The organism is Bacillus sp. F9_6S_D1_P_5, assembly GCF_054823925.1.
In genome coordinates, this window is record NZ_JBTREW010000017.1 from 76,263 (window position 1) to 92,236 (window position 15,974).

A 15,974-nucleotide genomic window follows, 5' to 3' on the forward strand; every position below is an offset into this window, starting at 1 on the left:
AGGGGAATGAAAAGATCCAGCACGCAGTAAAAACATTACTGGAATACAAATGGATCCCAGGCGAGGGAAAAGGCTTTGCCATGGCTGGAGTAGGAAAGGTCTCAGGAGGACAGTATTCTCTGAAAGAGGCTTATCAGTATATGGAGAGTAAGGTTGTTAAGGGTACGGGTGGAGCTAATAACTTTAAATTTGGAGATAATGCTAAAAATCATCTAAAAAATGTTGAGAATATAAGCACTAAAAAAGGGGTTAGTGGTGGACATAACATGGATGAATTTTACAATGCTTTGAAAAATCAGGGTGTTGATGTAGAAGACTTAATTATATCTAAAAAATCACATTCTTCAATTGAAGGGATTTATGAGATAGAATACAAAATACCTAGAAAAGATATGGCTGGAAATATTGCAGAACCTGTTTCGTATAAAAATATTAAGGAGCCTAAAACAATATACGATCCAGCAATGATTAGTGATGATAAGATATATCAGTGGGGAAAAGAAGCAATGCAAAAGGGAACAATAAATGGTAGGCTTGTTGAAGGTACTGCTTCAAATGGATTGAAGTTCAGAGGTTATTTAAATGATACTGGGGAGATAACTAACTTTTTTCCAATTCTAGACTGACATTATAAGATACAATATTTATAGGAGGATAAAATGAATAGTAATTTTGAATTTATTGAAGATGAAGAGAAAAATGATGAATTGATGTCAATATATTTTAACTTTATAAACGGTAAGTACTTGGAAAGAGCTTTGAGTTTTTTTGTGAAAAAAGAGGGGTTTGGACAAGAAATAGTATTTGTTCATTTTCAGTCTGATTTAGATGAATTTGATATGTCACAGCTACCTACACCTTTAGATGATAAGCATGTGTTAGTTGAATTAGATTCTCCAGCTGTGGAGTCTGAACAACAAGTGTATTTGGACTTTGAAACTTTTTATAATTATTTGGAAGAACATGTGAAAAAAGAAGTGGAAAAAAATCCAGAAAGAAATGGATTAATGGATTTATTAGTACAAGTTAAGCGTAGCTTAAATTTGTAATATCTTATAGCCATTTTACTAGATTCGAAGATTCGAAGGGCAGAAAAAGAACTTTTTGAAGAATGCGTTTTTATTAGGAATTTATTATATATCAATAAGGAAGATTGTCTAATATTGAATAAGTAAAGAGGAAGTTATAGATGAAGAAGACTCAACAAAAGAGACCTCATATTTGAGGTCTCTTTTGTTGAATGTATTGAAAAAATACCTAATTAAAAATTAGCGTGAGATAACAACTATAAGGGTACGGGTAAAGTTACTAAGGATGTAGACAAAATTGATTATGGAGCTTATTTAAAAAAGAATATAGGAGATCCTCCAAAAGATATATTTGATCCGCATGCGCATCATATTGTATTTAAAAAAGGAAATGGAAAAGCTCAAAAAGAATTAGTTAAAGAAAATGCTAAGGTACTAAAAATACATGAGAATGAAAAGGGGATTATTGTATTTGGTAATAATCCACAACATACTGAGGTTACTGTTTTTCAAAATAAAGTTCTGAAATGGCAACGAGAAGATGGGAAGAGATAGTTTAATGGAAGTAGGTGTATTTATGGGAGAAACGAGAAATCTTATGAATAGTATATGGTTTGGAGAAAAAACAATTTTAGCTAAATCGGAAATAAAAGAAAGACTTTTAAAATCTGTAACAGAAGCGGAAGTTTTATTTAACTTAATAGAATTATTGAAAACGGGGGATTTTACTCAAAAACCACTATTAGTTCAATTAATGAATCAGACTAAAGATGAAGCTGTTCTGAATTTATGTGTTAGAGTATTTTTATCTGTCGCAACACATGAAGACTTAAGAAATTCAAATAATCTCCGTTTTCTTAGTGAGGTAACTGAAGAAACAGTAGACACTTTTGCATCAGCAGCCACAACCTCACTTTCTCTTGAGGTAATTCCATATTTATTGGCTTTACTTGAAGAGTGGGAGGAATTCAGTGATACAGCTACTATTATAAGAGACTCTATTGATTCTTTTATTAATTTTGAAGAGCAAATTGGTGAAGATGCAACTATAGATGAAATTGGAAATTTTTATTTTAAGTATTGTCAAGAAAAGGATACAAATAGTTATTATTTTCAACAGAATTTAGCTTTTCCTGGACACTTAGCTAAAAAATTGATTCAGCGGGTTATGATTGCTGCAAATAATGATGAGCAATTAAAAATGGAATTAATACCATCTTTATTATCAATTTGGACTGGTAAAAGAGTACCTGCGGATTACAACACTATTATTAGTGCAAGTAATTATAAAGATTTTATTGACTATATAAACGAATTTTCAAGTGAAAATTGGGAAAAGGGACAAAAATATTTTTACGGATATAAGCTTTAACTATAACCTATGAAAAACAAGTATATGTGAAGTAAATAGAAAAATATATGGTGTTTGAAAATATATACCTCATGATGGTTGTACTATCATAGAGTATTATGTGCAATGATAGAATAGGAAAAGAAGTACGAGCTTAGGCGAGATGGCATTTTACATGGCGGTGAATATAAACACATGGAGTGGGCATGAAACTAACGAACTCGTACAAACTCGTAAGTTTTAATATAGTATTTGTCATGATATACAAAAGGTATCATACTGTTACTACAAAACTTACAAATTTACGCTACTTAAAAATAGATGAACTTAAAGCACTTGATTGTCAATTAAAGGAAACAAGTGCTTTTTTGTGTTTTAGCGTAGAAATTTAAAAGAGCACTATAATTTTATAAGTGCATTAAGTGTTAAATTTTTATTGTTGTTTTATAGACTGTAGTGGCTATGTACAGTATATGACGATAGTGGAGGAAAAAATAAAGGGTTGTATTATGTTTTGAAGTCATCGTAAAGTACGTTTTAACGGTTGATGTAAAAATACATATAATAAAAGGTGAAGTGACGTTAACTACAGCGGTAGATAATACTATTCAACAAAAAGAGTCATCGCAACAACAAGATAACGGTGATCCAGAAGAAGGTACTGCTGATAGTGGTGATGATGACGAAGGATAAAAAAAGGTTTCTCAACAAATTTTAATATAACCCTTGACAGTTACAAATATAATCGATATACTTCATATTAATTTCAAAAGAAAATATATTCTAAATATTTAAATGTGTTGAATAGGAGTAGTAAGGTCGTATATTTGTACAGAGAGCTATGGGTTGGTGTGACATAGCCAAATGACATCCTGAACTCGCCTAGGAGCAGTAAGGTGGAACGGAATCACATTCTTAGTAAATCTTAACGGTTAACCTTCGATATTAGGTTTGTAATCAAACGATTACTACTAAGGTGGATTCATAATGGAATCAATAAGAGTGGTACCGCGTTAAGCAAATGGCTTAGCGTCTCTTTATATAGAGACGTTGGGCCATTTTTTTATTTTATAGGAATAGAAATGGAGGGTATATTCGAATTGGTCTATATAATTTGATTATTCGTATAAAATGATTTAATTAGGAGGAAAATAAGATGAAACAGACGGAGCAGTGGACTTCGAAATTAGGGTTTATAATGGCTGCAGCAGGATCAGCAATTGGGCTAGGTGCAATATGGAAGTTTCCTTATATCGCTGGCAAGAGTGGGGGAGGAGCATTCTTTTTAATTTTTATATTATTTACAGTATTAATTGGACTACCGCTACTTATAGCTGAATTTATGATTGGACGTAGTACACAGAAGCAAGCAGTTGGCGCATTTAAAAGTATTGCACCAAATACAGGGTGGCACTGGATTGGACGTCTTGGTGTAGGAACGTGTTTTATACTACTTTCGTTTTATAGTGTTGTAGGTGGATGGGTGTTAATTTATTTATTCAGAGGAGTAACGGGACAACTTATTACTCCGGGACAAAATTACGGAGCATTATTTACTGAAACAATTGGAAATCCCGCTTGGGCAATTATGGGACATTTCGCTTTTATGTTCATTACGATTTGGGTTGTATCAAAGGGTGTACAAAACGGAATTGAAAAAGCAAGTAAATATATGTTGCCAGCATTGTTCGTTTTATTTGTCGCTCTTATTGTTCGCTCACTAACACTTGATAACGCAATAAAAGGTGTGAAGTTTTTCTTACAACCAGACTTCTCAAAGATTACTTCAGAAAGTATTTTGTTCGCAATGGGCCAATCATTCTTTGCAATTAGTATCGGTATTTCGATTATGGTCACGTATAGTTCCTATTTAAATAAAAAAGAAAGTTTACCAAAATCAGCAATAACAATTGTTGGATTGAATTTATTTGTTTCATTATTTGCAGGTCTTGCTATTTTTCCGGCCGTATTTTCATTAGGAATGGAGCCAACAGAAGGGCCTGGATTACTATTTATCGTATTACCATCAGTATTTAGTCAAATTCCATTCGGTGGTTTATTCTTAACAGTATTTCTTGCACTATTTACATTTGCGACATTAACATCAGCATTTTCACTATTAGAGACAGTTGTTTCAGCATTAGCAAATGGTGAACTAGAAAAGAGAACGAAATTATCATGGATGATCGGTTTCGGCATTTTCTTAGTAGGTATACCATCAGCGTTATCATTTGGAATATGGAGTGATATTACGATTTTTGGAAAGAATATTTTTGATGCAGTAGACTTCTTATCTAGTAATATATTAATGCCGCTTGGAGCACTATTTATTAGTATTTTCGTTTCATTCAAAATGGAGAAGAAGGTACTAGAAGCAGAGTTTTTTGTAGGTGGTAATTATGGAAAGAAAATATTTACTTGTTGGGCGTTTTTACTTCGATTTGTAGCACCGCTTGCAATTATCATCGTCTTTTTAAATGTAATAGGGATTATTTAAGATAAAATGTTATAATATTCAGTAAAAAAAGAAGGTGATGATCATAAAGGCGAATTTGATAGAAGCAGGGAAATACATGCATATTAGAGGCAAAAAGCTATACGTTGAAACGCATGGAAACCCTAAAAATAAACCAGTCCTATACTTACATGGTGGACCGGGAGAAAGTTGTTATGATTTTTCATTTCATCAAGCGGAACGATTAAAAGATTCATTATTTGTAATTTTGATAGATCAAAGAGGTGTATGTCGCTCAGAAGAAATTACTGAAGACGAAGCTTTTGGATTACATGATTTAATTGAAGACTGTGAGGAGCTAAAAAAAGTATTACAAATTAAGAAGTGGTCTGTAATTGGACATTCTTTCGGTGGATATGTAGCGTTGCTATATGCGTCGATATATCCAAGTTCAATAGAGAAAATCATATTTGAAGGGCCAACTTTCGATTTTGCGTTAACAAGTAAAGCTTTGTTACAAAAGACAGGGAACTTATTAAAAAAGTATGGAAAAGAAGAAGTAGCAGAAGAGTCCTTTGCTTATTCATCTAGCAATGCTAGTTCAGAAGAGTTGTTAGAAGCTTATATAAGACTAAGTGATGAACTAGAAGAAAAAAGAATGGAGATTTACAATTATAAGGAAGATGTGACAGACGAGAGTTTATATAGTGATGAAGAGTGGGAAGTATTTTCAAATCGCTCCAAGATTCATTTTGATAAATTAAAATTAGAAGGAGCATTCCATACTTCATTATTACCTAAAATAAAAGATATCACAAACCCAATGTTATTAATTGTAGGAAAACATGATGTAGTAACCTGTGAAAAACAAATTGAAACGTTTAATAAAGAAGCTCGAAACGGTAAGTATATCGCATTTGAAGAGAGCGGTCATTCACCTCATTATGAGGAAGCAGATAGATCCGCAGAAACAGTCATACATTTTTTGAAATGAAGAAAAGGGTGCTTCTATAAATGAGAAGCACCCTTTTTTAATTTATGGATATGTGATTGTGATGTTGGGCCACTTACTTTGCCAATTCTTTTTAATAACTCTGTTCTTGTACATATGTATACGCTCTTTCGATTCCAGAAAATGAGCTGTTGGTCTCACTTGTAAGGAAAGAACATCTTCAATGCCGCACGGAGCTGTTAATATAACTTTGTTTTTTTCGTCTAATGTAACACCTAAAGCCGTTGCTGTTTCAGGGAATTTAGAAATAGCATCAACAGAAGAAGAATACGGTGGCATATTACTCACTACATGCATACGGGCTTGATTCTTTACCGACCAAGGAATCGTAGCATCAATATTCTTTAATTTATTTTCTAATGATTGTTCGTACATCTCATCTTTATGTAGACTATCATAATAAATTACATCAACATCAGGCAGAGCTGTTCTAGCCTCACAGTTATGTAAAGTATCCCAAATTTTAGAGCGGACAAAGCCGGCACAAATCCACCAATCAGGTAACTCTAGTGATTTTGCCATTTGTAATACATCCATCATCCATTCATCGTTTTCTATTAATCGAATTATATCTTGCTCTGTTTGTATTGTCATTTGTTATCCCACCTACTTTTTTAATTGAGGGCTTAATTCATTAGTTTTATAATCCATGTGATCCAGTAAGCACCTGGTATGAATAATAGTTGTGCTAATAACGTACCGAAAAGTCTAGAAATCATTAACCAGCCATACATTTTACTCATTGCTTCAGCACCTTCTTCTGATTGAAGAGCTCGCTCTGTTAAAAGAGCGATACGTGGATCTAGTAGCACTGTTAATAAAATGGTAGCAAAACCATTAATAAGGCCAGAAGCTGTAGTAGCTTTTGTCGCGTAATCTGGAAGTAAAAAAGACGCATATAGGGCTGAAAGAACACCAGCTGTATATATAGCAGTAGCAAACATGTTAATAAGCATAATACGTTTTGGAATACCACCAATGCGTAGTCTATGAATCATTTCTAGTTTTGGAAAGCGTACATATTTTTTTGTGTACTTTAATTTTTGGATGTTATTCGTTTTCATCATTCGAATGAAAGAACCGTCTGTTTCAAAGTTTTGAATGACGTATCCAAATAGTTTTGTCAAAGTTGGATACAATATAATCGCAAGTAATGTACCGATAGAAGCAGATAATAGTACAAGTCTTATAATATGCTCTAAATTAATAGAAGAATCTAGTTTTGCTTCATCGACAATACCACCAATTAAAAAGGCTTGTAGTAAGTTTGACGTTCTTGAAATAAGTAATACCATTCCTACGACAGATAAAGCAACGGCAATCTTTTTCAAACGAACCCCTGCTAATCGAATACTATAAGAACTTGTTTCGACTGCGTGAATTATAATTGTAAAGGCCATAATAAATATTAATGTAATAGACATTTGTTTCACCGGTTTCTATTAAAAAAATTGTAACTTTTTTACTTTATCATATGTATTACACTTTGTAACTGAAAGTATGTGACATAGAAGAAATAATTTTTCAAAAGGTAAATAATGATAGTATAGTAAAAGGTGGGCATGAAAAAGCCTTCCATATAATATGTAAAGTAAATAGGAGCGAGGGATTAAATTTGTATACAACATTTCTATTTGATTTAGATGGAACATTGACTAATCCGAAAGAAGGAATTGTAAATTCAGTATTGTATGCATTAAAAAAGGTTGGAATTGAAGAATTACGTGTAAGTGAATTAGACTCATTTATTGGTCCGCCCATCCAGCAATCATTCGTTGAGAGATATAAGATGAATGAAGGAGAAGTTGAACGAGCTGTTTTTTATTTCAGAGAGTATTTAAAGCAGCGTGGATTGTTAGAAAATAATGTATACGAGGGTATTCCAAATCTCTTAAAACAATTAAAAGATACCGGAAATCGTTTGTTTATAGCAACTTCAAAACCTACTGTATTTGCAAAACAAGTACTAGATTATTTTCAATTAACGGATTATTTTGAAGATATCATTGGAAGTAATTTAGATGGTACGAGAATAAAGAAAGAAGAGATCATTGCTCATATTTTACAAACAAATGAAGAACTTAATAAAGAAGGAATTGTTATGATTGGAGATAGAAAGCATGATATAATCGGTGCGAATCATAATGAGATTGCTTCAATTGGTGTTTTATACGGTTATGGTAGTGAAACAGAGTTGAGTGAAGTTGGTGCGACTCATTTAGTAAATGATGTAAAAGAATTACATCATATCTGTTTAGAAAATAGTTTGATAAAGAAGTAAATATAGAGACTAAAAATCCCTTTATAACGTATGATGATCAAATCGTATTTGTTTAAAGGGATTTTTCATATGTAATCGAATACTTATAATTAGACATTTTTAGCATGAAAAATTTGTATGAATAAGAGGAGGAGTGTCAGAATCAAAAGATTGATAGAAGTTTATCTATAAAAGTTTGAATTTTCTGTTTAAAGGAGGGGTATAATTGGAGCTAGTTATTATATTATTAGCACTTAGTTTACTTATGTTTGTAGCTTATAGAGGGTTTTCTGTTATTTTATTTGCACCGATATTTGCTTTATTTGCCGTATTTTTAACAGAGCCTAGTTTTGTATTACCTTTCTTTTCTAATATTTTTATGGAGAAAATGGTAGGCTTTATTAAACTATATTTTCCTGTATTTTTACTTGGAGCAATATTTGGGAAGGTAGTAGAAATGTCAGGAATTGCGGACTCGATTGCAAAGACAATTATAGAGTTAGTTGGTGAAAAACGTACGATTTTAGCGATTGTATTAATGGGTGCTATCTTAACGTATAGTGGCGTAAGTGTGTATGTAGTAGTGTTTGCTGTATATCCGTTCGCAGCTAAGCTGTTTCGACAAGCGAATATTCCAAAACGTTTAATTCCTGGAACGATTGTACTTGGAGCAGTCACGTTTACAATGGATGCGCTACCTGGATCACCACAAATTCAAAATGTAATACCTACAACGTTTTTTAAAACGGACATCTACGCTGCACCGATACTTGGTATTGTAGGGGCAATTTTTGTACTTACGTTAGGTTTACTATATTTAGAGAGTAGACGTAAGAAGGCAAAGGCAGCAGGAGAAGGGTATTTTGGTTTTAACGATGGGAATACTGAAATGGCAGCTTCTTTACTAGCAGAACAAAAAGATATGCCGCTGGTTAAAAATATTGAAATTACAAGAGCACAGCAAGTAATTGCTATTGTACCACTTATTTTAGTAGGTGTAATGAATAAAGTTTTTACTATTATGATACCGAAGTGGTATCCGAATGGTTTTGATTTTTCTGCAATTGGTATGAAAGCATTTGGAAAAGTAGAATTAAGTGCAGTAGTTGGAATCTGGTCAGTAGAATTGGCACTTATTATAGGTATAGTAACAACGTTATTATTATATTGGAAACGAGTAGTAACAGGATTTCAAGCTGGATTGAATACAAGTATTGGTGGAGCTTTACTTGCAACGATGAATACAGGAGCTGAGTTTGGATTCGGTGGTGTCATCGCAGCACTTCCAGGATTTGCGATTATGAGAGATGGTATTTCTGCCACATTCACAAATCCTCTAGTGAATGGAGCAGTCACGACGAACATTTTAGCTGGAATTACAGGCTCTGCATCAGGAGGAATGGGAATTGTTTTGAGTGCGATGGGAGATAAGTTTATTGCAGCGGCTAATCAATTCGATATTCCATTAGAAGTAATGCATCGTATCGTGTCAATGGCATCAGGAGGAATGGATACATTACCACATAACGGAGCAATTATTACTATTCTTACAGTTACAGGTTTAACACATAAACAGTCATATAAAGATATTTTTGCTATTACAATTTTGAAAACGGTTGCTGTGTTTTTAGTAATTGCATTCTATACTGTAACAGGAATTTATTAAGTCGATATTTTATAAACTAAAATATTAATTAGGGTAAGAAGGGGTGGAGTACTTGCAAGAAGTTGCTGAGTTTCGTATGCCGAAGTCTGTATTATATGGAAGAAATTCGCTTGAAAAGCTGGGGGAACAATCTAGAAGGTTGGGGAAAAAAGCGTTTATAGTTACGGATACAATTATGGAGGATTTAGGATATGTTGAGAGGTGTATACAACAATTAAATACGAAAGGTATAACTGTTATTACATATAATAAAGTGAATGCTGAGCCTACAAATATACACGTGTTAGAAGCGTTAACACTTTGTAAAGAAGGAAAGTGTGATTTTATTATCGGTATTGGTGGTGGAAGTTGTATCGATACAGCGAAAGCAGTTGCGGTGTTATATACAAATGGTGGAGAAGTGGAAGATTACGTCCAAAAGGATATGGAAATAGACAATGATCCGCTACCACTTATTGCAATCCCAACAACTTCTGGTACTGGATCGGAAGTAACAAGTGTAGCAGTAATTACGAATAAACGAACAGATGTAAAAATGATGATGAAACATCCAAGTTTTACCCCACAAGTAGCGATTATTGATCCAATTTTAACACGTTCGGTACCACCTCATATTACAGCAGCAACAGGGATAGATGCATTATGTCATGCAGTCGAAGCATATATTTCTAAATTTTCACAATCACTTACAGATGTACTAGCTCTTTCCGCGATTGAAAGTATTATGAAATATTTACGTATTGCATATGAAGACGGAGAGAATATGGAGGCAAGAGAGGCGATGATGATTGCGTCCTTACAAGCTGGAATCGCATTTTCAAATGCATCTGTTACATTAGTTCATGGAATGTCAAGACCAGTAGGAGCGTTATTTCATGTACCACATGGTATATCAAATGCAATACTATTACCTACAGTTTTAGAATATACAAAAGTGAGTGCAATAAAAAGACTAGCGGAAATTGGACGTTGTTTAAATAAAGATATGTATTCTTATTCTGATGAAGAAGTAGCTGACTACACGCTCGGGGAAATAAAAAAACTTTGTTTTGATCTTCGTATTCCAAATTTAAAAGAATACGGAATCGGCGAGGTTGAATTTGAAAAAGCTGTTTCTAAAATGGCATCAGATGCAATTGAAAGTGGAAGTCCAGCAAATAATCCACGTGTGCCATCATATGATGAAATTAAACAGTTATATCGAGAATGTTTTCATTATCAATATGAAGATTCTATAAAAATATTAGAGAATTAATTTCAGAATATTCTTATAAAATTTCCTTGGAAATAGTTAAAGCAAGACTTTATATTTCAAACGTAAAGTCTTGTTTTTATTGTGTATAATATACATAATAAAATGTTGTAATTAACATAAAATATAGTGCGAGGTAGGTGTATGTTTTCATGAAAACAATAGGTTTAATTGGTGGTATGAGTTGGGAATCGACTACTGAATATTATCGAATCATAAATGAAGAAATAAAAGAGAGATTAGGAGGATTACATTCAGCAAAATGTATGATTAATAGTGTGGACTTTGAAGAGATTGAACGATTCCAGTCTAACGGAGATTGGAATGGAGCAGGAGAAGTATTAGGGAATGCAGCATATGCGTTACAGAGGGGAGGAGCCGATTTTATTATTATTTGCACAAATACAATGCATAAAGTAATTGAGAAAATAAAGGAGAAAATCCATATTCCAGTCTTACATATCGCTGATGCAACAGCGAAAGAAATTAAAAGAAAAGATATTCAAACGGTTGGTTTACTTGGAACTAAATATACAATGGAACAAGATTTTTATAAAGTACGAATAGAAGAAAATCATATAAAAGTAATGGTTCCATCAAAAAAAGATAGAGAGAAGGTAAACGAAGTAATATATACAGAATTGTGTTTAGGAAAGATAACATCTCAATCTAGGGAGTATTATAAAAGAGTGATAGAAGAGCTAGTACAAGAAGGGGCCCAAGGGATCATATTAGGTTGTACAGAAATAGGATTATTAATAAAGCAGGAAGACGTATCAGTTCCGATATTCGACACAACTCATATACATGCGGTTGAAGCAGTTAATTTTGCTTTACAAAATAGATTATAATTATATTATGTAACCTAATTCTTGTGTGTGGAAAACATTCAGAAAATATTTTATAATGTAAGTGGTTACATTTAAGGGGGAATGCGTATGTTTTCAGTTCAACCAATCGCATTTGTACATAATGAAAGAAAGGAAATAAAAGATGATGAGTGGGGAGAAGTAAGATCCTATATTACTTTAACTGAAATGTATACAGAAGAAAGTATACAAGGGATTGAAGATTTTTCTCATATTGAAGTTGTTTTTTATTTTCATAAAGTAACGGATGAACAAATTCAATATTTTGCTAGACATCCTAGAAATAATAATGATTATCCTAACGTAGGCATTTTTGCACAGCGCGGGAAAAACCGTCCGAATCGCATAGGAGCAACGATTGTAAAGGTGATAAAAAGAGAAGGAAAATCAATTATTGTTGAGGGGTTAGATGCTATTGATGGCACCCCTGTATTGGATATAAAACCGATAATGAAAGAGTTTATGCCGAGAGAAGAAATTGTACAGCCTAAATGGGCAACGGATATAATGAAACAGTATTGGAAGGGGAATGGAATAAAATGAGAATATATGAGGCAACAATTGCAGATTTAGATGGACTAGCATCAGTTTTTAATAACTATCGCATGTTTTATAGACAAGATTCCGATATAGAAGGAGCAAAAGTATTTTTACGAAATCGAATTGAGAGAAAAGAATCTGTTATTTTTGTGGCAGTTGAAGATGGTGAATATGTTGGATTCACGCAATTATATCCATCATTTTCTTCCATTTCGATGAAAGAATTATGGATTTTAAATGATCTGTTTGTACAAGCCACTAAACGCGGAGCAGGAACAGGTAAAAAATTATTAGAAGCTGCTAAAGAATTTGCATTAGAAAATGGTGCAAAAGGTGTAAAATTACAAACTGAGATTGATAATTTATCAGCGCAGCGATTATATGCTGAAAATGGTTATTTGAGAGATAATCGTTATTTCCATTATGAATTAACGTTTTAAAAAAATCATATAAAAAGAGACGTTTTCACAATGAAAACGTCTCTTTTTATATGATTATAGTTGATTTAAAACCCATTTTGTAGCATCTTCAAAGTTTTCTGCAATGTAGTTCGGCTCAATATGTGCCCATTGGTCTCGGTACGTATGTAAAGCATCGTATCCAGCGCCTGTACGCACTAATATCGTTGTCGCATGTACTGTTGCTCCTGCAACGATATCAGTCCAGCGATCACCAATTACAGCGCATTTTGTTAAATCAAGGTCATGTTTTTCGGCTGCTTGTCGCAACATACCTGTACTGGGTTTACGGCATTCACAACCATCACCGTGTTTGTGAGGACATACGTATATATCATCAAAGCCGAATCCTTTTAATTCTTGTGCAAAATCAGCAACAGTTGCTATCCCGTCTGCGATACCTGGCTGGTTTGTGAAAGAGAAAATTTTTATATTTTGAGCTTTTAGCTTTTGTAGAGCTGCTTTTGTAAACGGAAATAAGGTAAAAGATCCAGGGTAATGTATTGTAGTGTCACCGCCAATTGTACCGTCACGATCAATAAAAATAGCTTCGATGTTTGTCATAGTTTTAGTCCTTCCCATTTATAAGTAGTTTAAAAATGTTTTACAAATCGATATCCATTCACTTCATATCCTAATTTTTTGTAAAAAGGATGCGCTTCTAATCTTTTTGTTCCACTGACTAGCCATGTGCCGATACAATTATGTGTCTTTGCTAATTGCTCTGCATAATTCATTAATACTTGCCCAATGCCTTTTCGTCGTATTGTAGAATCAACGCTAATAATTGAAATTTCTCCATAACGAGTTACATCTTCTAAATTTTCACGTATACGAAACTCAAGTAATCCACAAATAGTGTCTTCTTCCTCATAAACATATAAAAAATCAAAAGGACTCATTTGTACGAATTGCAATCGGTTGTTCATATCTTTATACGAAATAGAGGAACCTTTTAATTCTGTTGTTAAAGAACAAAGTGCATCTATATCGTCTATCGTAGCTTCACGAATTTGAAAAGACATATTATCCACTCCAATAAAATGTAATCAAACATTAAATATTCTGTTAAAAAGTATTTATTCCTGCTATGAATTTAAATATTTTATAATGATATATAGATAGTTATATGTTATTCTTTTCCTTGATTGTATTTAAAATGGAAAGAAGGGGAATGTATGTTAGACGTGAATATCCGCTCTGCCGGATATGATATAGGGGAAAAGACAATTCATGATATTGCCTTTTCAATTGAAAAAGGTGAATTAGTTGCACTTATTGGTGCGAATGGTGCTGGGAAAAGTACGACGATTAAGACGATGCTCGGTTTACTTGTAAATATGAATGGTGAAATATCATTCGGTGAAAAGAAAAACCCTTATGCATATGTGCCGGAGCACCCGACATATTATGATTATTTAACGCTATGGGAACATATTGAACTATTAATGGCTGCTCGCGAGAATGAGATAGGAAGCTGGGAAAAGAAAGCTGAAGAATTATTACATATGTTTCGAATGGATAAACATAAACATGAGTATTTATCAAAGTTTTCAAAAGGAATGAAACAAAAATCGATGCTCATTTTGGCATTTTTAACTGAACCAGATTTTTATATCATTGATGAACCTTTTATCGGTTTAGATCCAGTAGCTACGAAAGAGTTTTTAAGTTATTTATATAAAGAGAAAGAACGTGGTGCAGGTATATTACTTTGTACACACGTATTAGACACAGCCGAAAGAATTTGTGAGAGGTTTTTACTCATTTCACAAGGTACATTAGTCGCAGATGGACATTTAGAAGCAATCCAAACGTTAGCAGAAATGCCAGGGAGTTCATTATTAGACTGTTTTGATGTAATTGTAAGGCGGGAACAACATGATTAAACAACAATTTTATAATAGATTGCGTCATGAACTGGGGCGCAAATGGAAGTCCATACGTTCTATAACTGATTGGACAGTTGCGCTATATATTATTATTCCAGCATTTATATTTATGGGGATTTATTATCGTTCACTATGGATAGAAGAATTATCGATGGGAGAGACAGTTTATTTCGGATTAGGTCTACTCGCATTTTATGTGATTACATATTCTAGAGGAGTTCGCTCATTTTTTGAGCAAGCGGATAGTTTATTTTTAATTTCGTATCCCGCTCACATGCAAAAGTTAATCCAGTATGGCATGACATATACGTTTATTCGAATAGCAATAACGAATGTAGTGGTAGTAGCTGCTATGTTACCGGTGTTGATGAAAAGTATCGGAGTGACGAAGATACAAGTCGTATTATTTTGGCTATTCTTTACTGTATTTCGATTTTTATTGTCGTTATTAACGAGATTTATTCATATACGTGTGGAGAAACGATGGCTATTATGGATTATAAAAAATGTAATGTTTTCTATAAGTTTAACCTTTTTTGGAGTGAGTCTGTTTCTTATTTATAAAAATCCATTTTATTCTATACTATGTATCGGTCTAGCAGTTTTTCTAATTATCGTATTGATAAAAAAAAAATTGAATTATAAAAATTGCTTTTTTAAAGAAGTAGAGAAAGAGAAAGAAGAAAGTATGCGCTGGACAAGTGGGATTATACAAGTTGGTGGTCATACAGCTAAACCGAGTAGTTCGAATAAAAAACCGTGGATGTTTCCTCGTTCTAAAAAGTTTTTAGGGAAGAAAAAGGAATCTCGTATTGTTGAATCCTTTTTAAAAGACTTTTTCCGTACAAGTAGTGCACGAATATTTTATATTCAAATTGTATGTATAAGCACTGTAAGTATTATTATGAGTCCAAGTGGGATTGCAGCTATTATTCTTGTATTTGCTTTAGTTGCAATTTCTCGTTATGCGCGCGATTATTGGAATGAATTTACGAAAAAAATGTTTCTTCATTTATATTGCGATGAAGGAAATTTACTATTGTTAAGATGGAAGGCAGATCGATATTTATTACTTCCAGTAATCCTTTTATATGGGTTGGTTATCCTTTCTCATTTTTATTTAGTACCAGCTGTAATTGCCGGGATTATTTTTACAGTATGGATTGGTTGGATTGTATTTTTACCATAAAA

The 15,974-nt window shown here is 33.1% G+C and carries 17 protein-coding genes and 1 other annotated feature; of the genes, 13 read left to right on the top strand and 4 right to left on the bottom strand.

The window, feature by feature from the left end; translation table 11 throughout:
• Window positions 1-38: 38 nt before the first annotated feature.
• The 5 genes from ACUXEY_RS19990 to ACUXEY_RS20010 all read left to right on the top strand — a co-directional run bounded on the left by ACUXEY_RS19990 (window position 39) and on the right by ACUXEY_RS20010 (window position 5,828).
• A complete protein-coding gene (locus tag ACUXEY_RS19990) occupies window positions 39-626 on the top strand; it encodes a CdiA family toxin C-terminal domain-containing protein (RefSeq protein ID WP_461301449.1) in 588 nt (195 codons plus the stop codon).
• A gap of 33 nt (window positions 627-659) precedes the next feature.
• Window positions 660-1,049 (top strand): hypothetical protein, encoded by a 390-nt coding sequence (locus ACUXEY_RS19995; RefSeq protein WP_061682591.1) that lies wholly within the window; start codon window positions 660-662, stop codon window positions 1,047-1,049.
• A gap of 538 nt (window positions 1,050-1,587) precedes the next feature.
• Window positions 1,588-2,400, top strand: coding sequence for an Imm47 family immunity protein (gene imm47, locus ACUXEY_RS20000; protein ID WP_461301429.1), 813 nt, complete (start codon window positions 1,588-1,590; stop codon window positions 2,398-2,400).
• A gap of 770 nt (window positions 2,401-3,170) precedes the next feature.
• Window positions 3,171-3,419 (top strand) — a binding site (T-box leader).
• Between the two features lie 116 nt (window positions 3,420-3,535).
• Entirely contained in the window at window positions 3,536-4,876 is a 1,341-nt protein-coding gene (locus ACUXEY_RS20005; RefSeq protein ID WP_461301430.1) for a sodium-dependent transporter, read from the top strand.
• Window positions 4,877-4,913: 37 nt separating this feature from the next.
• Window positions 4,914-5,828 carry an alpha/beta fold hydrolase gene (locus ACUXEY_RS20010; protein WP_461301431.1) on the top strand — a complete coding sequence of 305 codons (915 nt, stop codon included), beginning with the start codon at window positions 4,914-4,916 and terminating at the stop codon, window positions 5,826-5,828.
• A gap of 42 nt (window positions 5,829-5,870) precedes the next feature.
• Here ACUXEY_RS20010 and ACUXEY_RS20015 read toward each other — a convergent pair whose 3' ends face one another.
• Together ACUXEY_RS20015 and ACUXEY_RS20020 are read right to left on the bottom strand one after the other, a co-directional pair.
• Entirely contained in the window at window positions 5,871-6,440 is a 570-nt protein-coding gene (locus ACUXEY_RS20015) for a nucleotidyltransferase family protein (protein WP_461301432.1), read from the bottom strand.
• A gap of 32 nt (window positions 6,441-6,472) precedes the next feature.
• Window positions 6,473-7,270, bottom strand: a complete 798-nt coding sequence (locus ACUXEY_RS20020) for a lipid II flippase Amj family protein (protein WP_461301433.1) — start codon at window positions 7,268-7,270, stop codon at window positions 6,473-6,475.
• Window positions 7,271-7,461: 191 nt separating this feature from the next.
• On the opposite strand from ACUXEY_RS20020, the gene ACUXEY_RS20025 reads away from it, so the two are divergent.
• The 6 genes from ACUXEY_RS20025 to ACUXEY_RS20050 all read left to right on the top strand — a co-directional run bounded on the left by ACUXEY_RS20025 (window position 7,462) and on the right by ACUXEY_RS20050 (window position 12,873).
• Window positions 7,462-8,127 (top strand): HAD family hydrolase, encoded by a 666-nt coding sequence (locus ACUXEY_RS20025; protein ID WP_461301434.1) that lies wholly within the window; start codon window positions 7,462-7,464, stop codon window positions 8,125-8,127.
• A 205-nt stretch (window positions 8,128-8,332) separates the two neighbouring features.
• On the top strand, window positions 8,333-9,772 hold the full coding sequence (locus tag ACUXEY_RS20030; protein WP_461301435.1) for a GntP family permease: 1,440 nt from the start codon (window positions 8,333-8,335) through the stop codon (window positions 9,770-9,772).
• A gap of 52 nt (window positions 9,773-9,824) precedes the next feature.
• Window positions 9,825-11,027 carry an alcohol dehydrogenase EutG gene (gene eutG, locus ACUXEY_RS20035; RefSeq protein WP_461301450.1) on the top strand — a complete coding sequence of 401 codons (1,203 nt, stop codon included), beginning with the start codon at window positions 9,825-9,827 and terminating at the stop codon, window positions 11,025-11,027.
• Between the two features lie 149 nt (window positions 11,028-11,176).
• On the top strand, window positions 11,177-11,875 hold the full coding sequence (locus ACUXEY_RS20040) for an aspartate/glutamate racemase family protein (RefSeq protein WP_461301436.1): 699 nt from the start codon (window positions 11,177-11,179) through the stop codon (window positions 11,873-11,875).
• Window positions 11,876-11,956: 81 nt separating this feature from the next.
• Window positions 11,957-12,436 (top strand): SAM-dependent methyltransferase, encoded by a 480-nt coding sequence (locus ACUXEY_RS20045; protein ID WP_461301437.1) that lies wholly within the window; start codon window positions 11,957-11,959, stop codon window positions 12,434-12,436.
• Window positions 12,433-12,873, top strand: a complete 441-nt coding sequence (locus ACUXEY_RS20050; protein WP_429604914.1) for a GNAT family N-acetyltransferase — start codon at window positions 12,433-12,435, stop codon at window positions 12,871-12,873. Before ACUXEY_RS20045 ends, ACUXEY_RS20050 begins: the two co-directional genes overlap by 4 nt.
• A 54-nt stretch (window positions 12,874-12,927) precedes the next feature.
• Here the strand turns inward: ACUXEY_RS20050 and ACUXEY_RS20055 are convergent, their stop codons facing one another.
• Together ACUXEY_RS20055 and ACUXEY_RS20060 are read right to left on the bottom strand one after the other, a co-directional pair.
• Window positions 12,928-13,455 (bottom strand): HAD-IIIA family hydrolase, encoded by a 528-nt coding sequence (locus ACUXEY_RS20055; protein ID WP_461301438.1) that lies wholly within the window; start codon window positions 13,453-13,455, stop codon window positions 12,928-12,930.
• 29 nt (window positions 13,456-13,484) lie between these two features.
• On the bottom strand, window positions 13,485-13,916 hold the full coding sequence (locus ACUXEY_RS20060) for a GNAT family N-acetyltransferase (protein ID WP_461301439.1): 432 nt from the start codon (window positions 13,914-13,916) through the stop codon (window positions 13,485-13,487).
• 153 nt (window positions 13,917-14,069) lie between these two features.
• Between ACUXEY_RS20060 and ACUXEY_RS20065 the strand changes: the two genes are divergently transcribed.
• Window positions 14,070-14,780 (top strand): ABC transporter ATP-binding protein, encoded by a 711-nt coding sequence (locus tag ACUXEY_RS20065; protein ID WP_429601467.1) that lies wholly within the window; start codon window positions 14,070-14,072, stop codon window positions 14,778-14,780.
• The gene (locus tag ACUXEY_RS20070) at window positions 14,773-15,972 is read left to right on the top strand and encodes an ABC transporter permease (protein WP_461301440.1); all 1,200 of its coding nucleotides are present in this window, start codon (window positions 14,773-14,775) and stop codon (window positions 15,970-15,972) included. Before ACUXEY_RS20065 ends, ACUXEY_RS20070 begins: the two co-directional genes overlap by 8 nt.
• Window positions 15,973-15,974: the final 2 nt, after the last annotated feature.